Source organism: Rhodoblastus sp. (assembly GCF_052145335.1).
In the GTDB taxonomy this organism is placed as follows: domain Bacteria; phylum Pseudomonadota; class Alphaproteobacteria; order Rhizobiales; family Beijerinckiaceae; genus Rhodoblastus.
Map to the genome: position 1 here is coordinate 1 of NZ_JBKQOU010000349.1, position 6,260 is coordinate 6,260.

Consider the following 6,260-nt stretch of genomic DNA (forward strand, 5'->3'; position numbering starts at 1 on the left):
ATTGAGATCCGTTACAGTGATCGAAACGCGAAACATCCCAAAGTGTCGAAGCCGATAGCCCGTTGCTTGATGCGCCTGACCCTTTCTCGGCTTCATAACCGGTCGCGTCCATAGCAGCTTTTTTCCGCGCTCTTGACACTCTGGTTATCGACTATCGCAGCCGTCGGCCTTTGATGGACCCTCGCGATCGACAAACGACGCAAGTTGAACGGTAGCGACGCGAGTTCTCCGCCTGGAACCCGCGATTTTCATCCGTCCACTTGCTTTCCGTTTCATTGTGCGGCGCCGCAAACGCGTACGTCGTTTGTCATGGCAACGTCATGTAGAGTTCCTAACCTGAGACAGGATCGAATGATCGAATTTAGCCGCGCCGCCCGCCAAGGCTGTGCGATGGGCCTGTGCGTTCGCCGGCTTGGCCGCCGACGCCACCGAGGAAAATGCACGTTCTCTGCCAAGACGGCAGAAGAATTAATTTCTTCCCCCTCGATGCTTGGAAGCGAAAATGATGAAGCGCAAATTGACCATGATTATCGCCGCCATGTTTGCCATGGCCAGTCAAATCTTGCCGGCGCCTGCGGCCGATCTCCGCCTGATCGGCTCGGGCGCGAGCTTCCCCTTCCCGCTCTATTCAGCCTGGTTCAAGGACTTCAGCAAGAAGACCGCCGGAGCCACGGTCGATTACCAGGCCAAAGGTTCCGGCGCGGGCATTCAGGATCTGATCAACAAGACGGTCGATTTCGCCGCGAGCGACGCCGCCATGACCCCGGAGGAAATCGCCAAGGTAGCGGACGGCGTCGTCCTGCTGCCTATGACCGCCGGCGAAATCGTCCTCGCTTACAACCTTCCCGGCAAGCCGCAGAATCTGAAGCTGCCGCGCGACGTCTATCCCGACATTTTTCTCGGCAAGATCGCCCGCTGGAACGATCCGCGCATCGCCGCCGCCAACCCCGACATCAAACTGCCCGATCTGCCGATCACCGTGGTCCGTCGTTCGGATTCGAGCGGCACGACTTTCGTCTTCACCAAGCATCTCGCCGCGATCAGCCCCGAGTTCAAGGCAAAGGTCGGCTTCGGCACCAACGTCCAGTGGCCGCAGAGTGACAAGATCGTCGCCGCCCCGAAGAACGACGGCGTCACAGCGACCATCAAACAGACCCCCGGCGCTATCGGCTATATCGAATACGGCTACGCCAAGCTGACCAAGGCTGACACGGTGCTGCTCCAGAACAAGTCCGGCAATTATGTGAAGGCTGGCGGCGAGAGCGGAGCGATGGCTCTTGCGAGCGCCAAGCTTCCCGAAAATTTGATCGCCTGGGTTGAAGACCCGGAGGAGGCCGAGGCCTATCCGATCGTCTCCTTCACGTGGATGCTGTTCTATGAAAAGCAGGATCCCGCCAAGGCCGAGATTCTTCGTAAGCTGGTCGCCTATGGCCTGACCGACGGTCAGAAGATCGCCGACAGCATGGGCTACATCCCGTTCCCGGCCACCGTGTCGGAAAAGGTCCTCGCCGCTTCGACGAAAATCCAGTAAATTTCGTCCCTTATCGACGCCGCTCCGGTTGCGGAGCGGCGCTAAATTGCGGCGAGTTGGCTAATATAATCAAGCGAGGTCGCCCGTGGCGCACCAGTTGGTTTTGCCGGACAGCAAGTCGGTTTCGCAGGCGCCTTCGGCCCTGGCCTATGCCGTGGACCGCACATTCTTCTTCCTGGCCGCCGCCGGGGCTTCGGCGATCATCCTGCTCGTCGCCTATATTCTTTGGGAGATCGGCGGCCAGGCGTTGCCGGCGATCAGCAAGAGCGGCGCCTCCTTCCTGGTCAACACCCAGTGGGACGTGCAGAACGCCTCCTTCGGCATCCTGCCGCAGATCTGGGGCACGCTTTACAGCTCGCTCCTCGCGCTGCTGATCGGCGGGTTCATCGGCGTCTGCATCGCCATCTTCCTGACCCAGGATTTTCTGCCACACAGCGTCGCCACGGTTTTCCGCACACTGATCGAAATGCTCGCGGCGATCCCCTCGGTCGTGTTCGGCCTGTGGGGCATTTTCGTGGTGATCCCCTTCGTCCGCCCGGCGGCCGATTGGCTTCATGACACCTTTGGGTTCATCCCCTTGTTCAGCACCTCGCTCAGCGGTCCGGGCATGCTGCCCGCGGTCATCGTGCTGTCGATCATGATCCTGCCGACGGTCGCCGCGATCTCGCAGGACGCGGTCGGCCTCGTGCCCTACAAGGTCAAGGAAGCGGCCTATGGACTGGGCACGACGCGCTGGGAAGCCATTCTGAAAGTCATTCTCCCGACGGCTTCCGGGGGCATTTCCTCGGCTTTGGTGCTGGGCTTCGGCCGCGCGCTCGGCGAAACCATGGCGCTGGCCATGCTGATTGGCAACGCCAACCAGGTCTCGCTGTCGCTGTTTTCTCCCGCCACGACGCTCGCGGCGTTGCTGGCTTCGAACTTTCCCGAAGCCGGCGCGGTCGAGCGGCAGGCGCTGATGTATGCGGCGCTGGTGCTGCTGGCGATCACTCTGGTGGTGAACGTGCTCGGCACGATGATCCTGGTCTGGACCTCACGAAAGATGGCGAAGGCATGACGACGATGACTTTTGAAGCGTCCCCCGCGCCGCCAAATCAGGCCATTCCTTCGGGTTCGGGCGGAAAACCGAGCCTGGGGTACAATTCCTTCGAGCCGAGAGCGCTCTGGAACCTGATCCTGACCATCGCGGTCTGGCTGGTAGCGGCCCTCGGCGCGGTTCCCCTGTTCTCCGTGCTTTACATGCTGATCGTGAAGGGCGGCGCGCGACTCAGCGGCGAACTGTTCACCGAATTGCCGCCGGCCGGTTTCGAAATGGGCGGCGGCATCGGCAACGCCATCCAGGGCACTTTGGTCACCGTCGCCATAGCATCTCTCATCAGCATTCCGATCGCCATTTTCGCCGCGATCTATCTCGCTGAATTGCGCCCGCACAGCCAGATTTCCTCGGTCGCCCGCTTCCTGGCGAAAGTGCTGACCGGCTTCCCGTCGATCCTCGCAGGCGTGTTCGTCTATGCGGCGGTGGTGCTGCTGATGGGCTCCTATTCGGCGCTGGCCGGCGGCGTCGCGCTGGCGGTGCTGATGATTCCAACCATCACACTGACCGCCGAGGGCGCCATGCAGATGGTGCCGCAGCGAATGAAGGACGCGGCCATCGGCATGGGCTGCACGAACACGCAGGTGGTGTGGAGCGTGACGTTGCCGACGGCGTTGCCGAGCATCGTCACTGGCGTCATCCTCGCAGTGGCGCGCGTCGCCGGCGAATCCGCGCCGCTGCTATTCACGGCCCTGTTCAGCAATTACTGGCTGCGCAACATCACAGAACCGACGGCGTCGCTGTCGATCCTGATCTATAATTTTTCGAGCATGCCGTTCGACAACCAGATCGAACTCGCCTGGGCGGCGTCTCTGGTGCTGGTGATGATCGTCCTCAGCTTTAACATTCTCAGCCGATTCATCGGCCGCCCGCAGGTTTGAGGAGAGGTTCCATGAGCAACGCAGCTGTACTCGAAAAACCGCTGGCGAGCGGCGCCTCCGAGACCGCCATCGACTGTCGCGTCGACAAGATCTACTACGGCAAGTTCCTTGCCGTCAGGGACAGCAATATCGCAATTGAAAAAGGCAAGATCACCGGCTTCATCGGACCTTCGGGCTGCGGCAAGAGCACAGTGCTGCGCAGCCTCAATCGCATGAACGACCTGATCAAGGGCTTCAGGCTCGACGGCAAGGTCAATTTCCTCGGCCAGGACATTTACGCCAAAGGCATCGATCCGGTCGTCGTTCGCCGCCATATCGGCATGGTGTTCCAGCAGCCGAATCCGTTCTCGATGAGCATTTTCGACAATGTCGCGTTTGGCCTGAAGCTCAACCGCTTCAAGGGCAATGTCGAGGAGCGGGTGCAGCATGCGCTCACTCGCGCGGCTTTGTGGGACGAAGTCAAGGACAAGCTGAAGGCCAGCGGCTTGTCGTTGTCCGGCGGCCAGCAGCAGCGCCTGTGCATCGCGCGCGCCGTCGCCACCCAGCCGTCGGTCCTGCTGATGGACGAGCCCTGCTCGGCGCTCGACCCGATCGCCACAAGGCGCGTCGAGGAGTTGATGCTGGAACTCAAGAACGACTACACCATCGCCCTCGTCACCCATAACATGCAGCAGGCGCGCCGCGTCGCCGACATCACGGCGTTCTTCTCCGTCGACATTTCGCAGGGCGGCCGCACCGGCCACCTCGTCGAGGCCGGCCCGACCGCTCAAATCTTCGACGCGCCGAAGGAGCAGTTGACCAAGCAATATATCAGCGGCGAATTCAGCTGATCCGGGATCAGATCGTCGAGGAACGCGCAATTCAGGATTTCGAGGATCGCGACATGCTTCTGCCGAGAAAGCTGACGGCCCGGTTGGCGGCGACGCTTGCGGGCGCATTGTGCATCGCCGCCTCGGCGGGCTGCGTTCCGGTCTTGGCCGATGGGATCGAACTCAAGGGCGCGGGCTCCACTTTGGCGGCGCCGCTCTATGAGAAATGGATTGGCGAATACGTGCGTTCGCATGAATCCGTGATCCTGAATTACGCCGCCGTCGGCTCGGGCGAGGGCGTCTCGCGCTTCGCTTCTGGCGCGGTCGATTTCGGCGCCAGCGACGTGTATCTGCCGGCGGAAAAGGCAGACAAGATCGCGGGCGGCGTGGTTCAGGTTCCGACCACGGCCGGCATGGTCGTCCTCGCCTATAATCTGCCCGGCGTGACCGGCGAACTGAAATTGCCGCAGGACGTCTACGCCGACATTTTCCTCGGCAAGATCAAGACCTGGGACGATCCTCGAATCCGCGCCGCCAACCCGGACCTGAAGCTTCCGTCGCGCAATATCGCTGTGGTCGTGCGCCAGGATGCGAGCGGCACCACCTATGCCTTCACCATCCATCTGACGGCGGCCAGCAGAAACTGGGCCGACGAGGGGCGCGGCTACGGAACGGTGATCGCCTGGCCCCAAGGCGCGATGATCGCGCGGGGCAACGAGGGGGTCGCCTCGCGGATAAAGATCGCCGACGATTCGATTGGCTATGTCGAATATGGATTTGCCCGCCGCCTCGGCTTGAAAGTCGCGGCCCTCGGCAACAAGGAGGGCGTTCTGGTGGCTCCGTCGCCGGAAGCCGGCGCTGCCGCGATTGCCGGTTCGGCGAGCGGCAATCTGGACGGGCTCGGCGCGACGATCGTCAATCCGCGTGGCCGCGAAGCTTATCCCATCGTCACTTATAGCTGGCTCCTGCTTCACCGGCGCTATCAGACGGAACAGACGCGCGCCTTGAAGTCTTTTGTCCTTTATGCGCTCGGCGAAGGACAGAAAAATGCGCTGGATCTCGGCTATATCCCGCTGCCCGGCGCCGTCGCCGAGCTTGGCAAGACGGCCGTGGCTCAAATCAATTCGGATTCGGGCTCTCTCTCGCCAGCCACCGATAATTGACGCGAATTCGCTAGCCATAGGTTAGTCGCCAAGGATGAACCGAGGCGAAAGGCCTGGAGAACAATGTGGCCGCACTCAATCTCCAAGCGATCGAATCGTCGTTTCGAAAGCTGCAAAAAGTATTCCCCGAGATCAACCTGAGTCTGTTCGAACGCCGCGACGCGCTCGACGACGAGGTCGTCCGCAACTTGCTTGCAGGCTATGCGATGGTCAATCGCCTTCTCAAAGATGGCGTCGACTTATTCGCCATGGGAAACCTGCATTATTGGCTAGAATTGAACGCTGTCGTACTCTGCGGGCCCGCCGGTTCCGAGCCGGCATGCAATCGTCCGCTGATCGAAGCGACCGAAGCCCGTTTCTATGACCAACCCGATGGCGGCATCGGCGACATCGTCGATTGGGTCCATCGCAACCCCGGCAAGAACGTCTGGCGTCGCGCCGCAGGCGTGTTCATCCGCATCCTGAGCGAACCGCAATTGTTCATCGAGGGAAATCACCGCACTGGCGCGCTGATTATGTCCTACATGCTCGCCCGCGAAAACTGCCCGCCCTTCGTCCTGACCGAGAAAAACGCCCGGGCGTTTTTCAACCCCTCGTCGGTGTTCAAGAAATCCAGCAAGCGCAATATTTTGATGAAATTGAAAATGCCCGGCCTAACCCGCGCCTTTTCCGAATTCCTGGAGTGTCAAGCGAACAAGGCGTTTCTGGCGAAGGCGGAATCGGTCAAAAAATCCGCCGGCGAAACATCCATTCCTGATGGAGTGGATGCCCCCTCCCGACGGCATC

The 6,260-nt window shown here is 61.0% G+C and carries 6 protein-coding genes; all 6 read left to right on the plus strand.

The features are described 5' to 3' along the window. The first annotated feature begins 502 nt into the window (after positions 1–502). The gene (gene pstS / locus ACLP2E_RS21175) at positions 503–1,531 is read left to right on the plus strand and encodes a phosphate ABC transporter substrate-binding protein PstS (protein ID WP_442467034.1); all 1,029 of its coding nucleotides are present in this window, start codon (positions 503–505) and stop codon (positions 1,529–1,531) included. A gap of 85 nt (positions 1,532–1,616) precedes the next feature. Further along, entirely contained in the window at positions 1,617–2,585 is a 969-nt protein-coding gene (pstC, locus tag ACLP2E_RS21180; RefSeq protein ID WP_442467035.1) for a phosphate ABC transporter permease subunit PstC, read from the plus strand. A gap of 5 nt (positions 2,586–2,590) precedes the next feature. Further along, positions 2,591–3,502 (plus strand): phosphate ABC transporter permease PstA, encoded by a 912-nt coding sequence (gene pstA / locus ACLP2E_RS21185; RefSeq protein WP_442467036.1) that lies wholly within the window; start codon positions 2,591–2,593, stop codon positions 3,500–3,502. An 11-nt stretch (positions 3,503–3,513) separates the two neighbouring features. After that, the gene (gene pstB / locus ACLP2E_RS21190) at positions 3,514–4,332 is read left to right on the plus strand and encodes a phosphate ABC transporter ATP-binding protein PstB (protein WP_442462632.1); all 819 of its coding nucleotides are present in this window, start codon (positions 3,514–3,516) and stop codon (positions 4,330–4,332) included. Positions 4,333–4,385: 53 nt separating this feature from the next. Beyond that, positions 4,386–5,474 (plus strand): phosphate ABC transporter substrate-binding protein PstS, encoded by a 1,089-nt coding sequence (gene pstS, locus ACLP2E_RS21195; RefSeq protein WP_442467037.1) that lies wholly within the window; start codon positions 4,386–4,388, stop codon positions 5,472–5,474. Between the two features lie 65 nt (positions 5,475–5,539). Next, positions 5,540–6,260 (plus strand): hypothetical protein (locus ACLP2E_RS21200; RefSeq protein ID WP_442467038.1); only part of this gene is annotated, 721 nt, incomplete at its 3' end.

What these genes read in the sequence shown, in the direction of transcription:
- pstS (WP_442467034.1), top strand. Translation starts at nt 503, where the DNA reads ATGATGAAGCGCAAATTGACCATGATTATCGCCGCCATGTTTGCCATG.
- pstA (WP_442467036.1), top strand. Translation starts at nt 2,591, where the DNA reads ATGACTTTTGAAGCGTCCCCCGCGCCGCCAAATCAGGCCATTCCTTCG.
- pstB (WP_442462632.1), top strand. Translation starts at nt 3,514, where the DNA reads ATGAGCAACGCAGCTGTACTCGAAAAACCGCTGGCGAGCGGCGCCTCC.
- pstS (WP_442467037.1), top strand. Translation starts at nt 4,386, where the DNA reads ATGCTTCTGCCGAGAAAGCTGACGGCCCGGTTGGCGGCGACGCTTGCG.